This window comes from Syntrophales bacterium (genome assembly GCA_023229765.1).
Lineage (GTDB): Bacteria > Desulfobacterota > Syntrophia > Syntrophales > UBA5619 > DYTH01.
This window is the reverse complement of record JALNYO010000075.1, coordinates 1-4,377: the sequence shown is the minus strand read 5'-3', so window position 1 is coordinate 4,377 and position 4,377 is coordinate 1. Positions and strand designations below refer to the sequence as shown.

Sequence of the window (4,377 nt, the reverse complement as noted above, 5' to 3'; positions counted from 1 at the left end):
TTTCCGGCATTATCTACACGGGAAGGGATGCTGCCCACAAGCGGATGATCGAGCTTGTCAATGCGGGCAAGGAATTGCCTATCGACGTCAAGGGCCAGATAATCTACTACGTCGGTCCGACCCCGGCCCGGCCGGGGAATCCTATCGGTTCGGCAGGTCCGACGACAAGTTATCGGATGGACGCCTACGCCCCCAAAATGATGGAATTGGGCCTGAAAGGGATGATCGGCAAGGGAAACCGCGCTCCCGAGGTAGTCGAGGCGATGCGAAAATATAAGGCCGTTTACTTCGGCGCTACCGGCGGCGCCGGCGCTGTCCTGTCCAGGAGTATCAAAAAGGCCGAGGTCGTTGCCTATGAGGAGTTGGGACCGGAGGCGATCCGTCGTCTGGAGGTGGAAGATTTTCCGGCGGTTGTCATCAACGACGTCCGGGGGAACGATCTTTATGTAGAAGGCGCCAAGAAATATCGAAAAGCTTGACGAGCGGCAATTAAGTGGTCCTTTCAGGTCAAAAAGGGAAGGCCCCACCGAAAAAATGACTTTGTCGCGCGCAGCTTATGAACGGGGGCCGGGAGCTTGCTTAAAAAAAGCTTGACATCCTCTATAAAATCTGGTCGAAAGGCGCAAAAGAAATTCATAATCTCAGATAAATTTTCTGCAACAGCGTAAATCGGGCTTTTGCTTGGGTTGTTGTTTGGCGAACTCGGAAGAAGGCTGGATTTGCGGAGAGTGGTGTTTGTGACTCATTGTTACAAAATGAAAAACGGTGATTTCCCGGTTTGCGATTTTAGGCGAAGTGCTCTTTATTGAGAATGCCGACAGTAAAATGCCATTCCACAAGCAGCGGGCGCCTTTAATTTCCGTATTTTTCTCATTGCGGGATACGCAGCGCCGCTGGAGAATTGCCAATTATTGAGTAATTATGAGATTGCTTCGCTTGTGTTCGCAATAATAAATCGATGGTTTTCCAAGGTTGCGCGATGGCAGTTTACACAATGAGCTTAAATCAGAGGAGGTAAATGATGAAGACAGCAAGATCAAGTTACACATTTTTGGTAAGCGTGGTGGTTATTGCCGCATTCTTCGCCGTTGCGACGATTAGTCCGGCCAATGCGGCGGAGCGCAAGTCAATCCGCTGGGCGACATCCAGCACGGGCTCTTACGGCTACAAGGTTGCGGCGCAGATGACCAAGGTGTTAGAGGACGCGCTCGGCGGCGAATACACGGTCACCGTCAACCCGTATCCTTCCACGACCGCCGCCATGAAGGCGACGATGGACGGCAACGCGGAAATCGGCTACACGGCCGACGTCGGGATGACCCAGGTTTATGACGGCACGGGCAGCTTCAAAGACTACAAACCCGCCAAATCGCAGATGGTGCATGCCTGGTATGCCTATCCGATGGAGTCATTCATGGCCGTTTACGCCCCGAAAGCAGGCGCGTACAAGTCATGGGGAGATTTCAGCGGCAAACCGGTTTTCTTTACCCCCGCCGGCTTCATGAACTGGCTGAATTTCCAGCGCATTTTCAAGGCGCTTGGGTATCAGTTCAAACACGTCCAGATCGGTGAGGCGGCCCAGGGCGACGCCCTGCAGAGCGGCACCATTGCCGGCGCCGTAGCCTACACAACGGCCGGAAGATCGCTTGCGTCCTACTGGCGTGAGACAGAGCTGCGCACCGACCTCAAGGTAATCAATCCCTCTGCTGATGAGGTGAAAAAACTGACGGCGGCCGGTCTCGCCCCTGTGGAGGTAGATCCCAAACAGGCATTCAGCAAGGACGTCGGCGTGAAGACCATTCTGGGCGTGCCGATTCTGTTCGCTTACAACGTTCGCGCCGATATGCCCGAGGATGTCGTCTATAAGATGCTGAACAAGTTCTACGCCGAGCGTGAAAATCTTGCCAAGGCCGATCCCGGGTTTGGGCCGATGGCGCGCGACTTTGTCGGCATGCAGGTCAAAGGCATCAACGCCAACCCGACCATTCCGGTGCACGCGGGGCTGGCGAAGTTCCTGAAAGAAAAGAAGGCATGGGACAACAAGTGGAAGATTGCTGGCAAGTGATCATTCGCACTGATTGCGTCTGGACGGGAAAATACGCTGCGATGGTGGCTGCTCCCGTCCAGATTCCCGCATTTATAGATGCTGATGTCAAGCGTGTTTTTAGCGGCTGTATTCGAAGGCGGCGGGCAGGGGCAGCTCAAACGCCTTAGGAGTTTTATTGATTAAGCGCAGCCGCTGGCGATGTCCGCGCCGCAGCCGGCGAATGATTCAGGCAAATCAGGAGGGAAACAATGCAGGGTAACCGGATTTCGAGCCAATTCAATGTTCAGAATCTGATCTTCCTTTTATCGCTTGTCATGTTCGCTTGGCTTTGCTGGTATTTCTATACCGGCTTCGGCGGTCCTATGGAACTGGTGGCTAATCTCGTGCCGGTCGCCCTGGCGGTGAGAATTCTGCATTTGCATAAGAACGGCTTCATGTACAAACGTCTTCCGGAACTCGCCAACAACATCATCGTCATAATCTATCTGGCCATTTGCGTCTATGCCTTCTACCATTTTCACGTGGAATACGAGGCCATCTCGATCTGGCGGCAAGGTTCCTACACCCGGGAGGACTTCATCATGGGTCTTCTGGTTTTTGGCCTGGTCATGGAACTGTCGCGGATAACAAACAATGAGCTGTTCTGGATGAATGTGGTTCTGCTAATCTATACTCTCTGGGGATATCTGAGCCCGATAGATTTTTTCTGGCACCCGGGCGCTTCCTTCTACCGGGTGATTACCTCGAGCACCGTGGAACTCTCTACAGGCATCTACGGGCAATACGCGCAGATTGCGCTGACGACGATTGCGGCGTTTTTACTGCTGGCGGCGGCGGCGAGCGGCTTTAATGCCCAGGAGGCGATGGTCAGTTTTATGCGCCGCATCGCCGGAAAGTCGCGGCACACAATTCCCCAGACGGCGGTACTTGCATCGACGGCGGTCGGCATGATCAGCGGCAGCGGCGCGGCCAACGCCACGGTAGTCGGCGCCTTCACGATCCCGCTGATGAAGCGCTACGGCGTGCCGGGGGAGTTCGCCGCGGCGGTGGAAACGGCGGCGTCGATGGGAGGGCTGATCATGCCGCCGGTGATGGCGGTGGCCGGTTTCGTGATGGCGGAATTCCTCGGCGTCTCTTACTGGAGTGTGGTGATTCGCGGCTTTTCCCTCGCCTTTATTTACTACTCCACGCTCTCTTTATCCGTATATTTAATGAGCATAAGCAAGATGCCCGGCTCGCCGATTGAGGGAGCAACCATGCCGATCTATGAGCAGCTCAAGACGGCGGTTTTCTTCATTGGGATCATCTATTTGACAATCATTATGGGGGTGTTCAACTTCGGCGAGCAGTTGGCCGGTCTCTATGCCGGCTCGTTGATGTTAATCCTCCTCATCCTGCTTTTTTATTATTTCAAGTATGTGAAAAAGGATCCGGCGACGGACAAGGATGCACTTTTCAAGAACATCCGCAAAATGATTGAGACGCACGCCGAGATGACCTCCTATCTGCTCCTGCTTCTGGCCACGCTCGGCATCATGATCGGCTTGTTCACGGTGACCGGGTTTATCAACCGTATGGGGGGAATGCTCCTGCGCGTCGGCGAATGGAACATCATCGCCCTGGTACTGATGGCCTGGATCTTCGGCTGGCTCGTCGGCACCGGCCTGCCGCCGACGGCGACCTATATCCTCCTGGCGGTTATCATTGTTGACCCGTTGCGCAAACTCGGCGTCGATCCTTGGATCGCCCACTTCTTCGCCTTTTTGATCGCCGTCTGGGGCGAGCTGTCGCCGCCGACTTCGCTTACCGCTGCCGTCTCGGCGCGCATTGCAGATGCCTCCTTCATGAACACCATGTGGCAGGCTCTGAAGATGTGCCTGCCAATTACCGTCATGACCTTTGCCATTTTCATCCGCACTAAAATTGTTGTAAGTCCGGGCTGGGGGCAGATCGGCGACACGCTGCTTGTGGCGGTGGGCTGTTGCGGAATATCCTTTGCCATCTTCGGACAGTTTGTCAGCGGCCGGGTTGCGAACATTGCACTGTGCGCGGCGCTGGCTATCGTTTCTTTAGTGATAATGTTCCATCCGAACGTCTTCGTGGCGTTGCTGGCGGCCGTTATTGTGCTGCCGGCAACGATATATGGCGTTGTGCGTCACCGGAAGATCGCCCCGCCGAAGGAGGCGCCGCAGCCGGCCGCCGTTGCGAGTTGGAGTTAAAGACCGAAAAAATTGGAGGGACGCGCTTCGTCGCGTCCGGAACGGCGCTTCGTTTTCAAGTGAAAAAATGCCTATGTGAGGCTTCTCTCCAAAATTGCTATTTTTTCCGAT

Annotated in this window: 3 protein-coding genes; all 3 read left to right on the top strand. The window is 54.7% G+C overall.

All coding sequences use genetic code 11. The annotated features are described in order from the left end of the window. The coding region (locus M0P74_18005) for a Fe-S-containing hydro-lyase (GenBank protein ID MCK9365481.1) at nt 1-479 on the top strand (479 nt) is incomplete at its 5' end. Nucleotides 480-1,018: 539 nt separating this feature from the next. Beyond that, nucleotides 1,019-2,065: a TAXI family TRAP transporter solute-binding subunit gene (locus M0P74_18000; protein MCK9365480.1), complete on the top strand. Its 1,047-nt coding sequence runs from the start codon at nt 1,019-1,021 to the stop codon at nt 2,063-2,065. 230 nt (nt 2,066-2,295) lie between these two features. After that, a complete protein-coding gene (locus M0P74_17995; protein MCK9365479.1) occupies nt 2,296-4,266 on the top strand; it encodes a TRAP transporter fused permease subunit in 1,971 nt (656 codons plus the stop codon). The last annotated feature ends 111 nt before the right edge of the window (nt 4,267-4,377 follow it).

Excerpts from the sequence above, each read along its gene's own strand:
- M0P74_18000 (MCK9365480.1), top strand. The coding sequence starts at position 1,019 with ATGATGAAGACAGCAAGATCAAGTTACACATTTTTGGTAAGCGTGGTG.
- M0P74_17995 (MCK9365479.1), top strand. The coding sequence starts at position 2,296 with ATGCAGGGTAACCGGATTTCGAGCCAATTCAATGTTCAGAATCTGATC.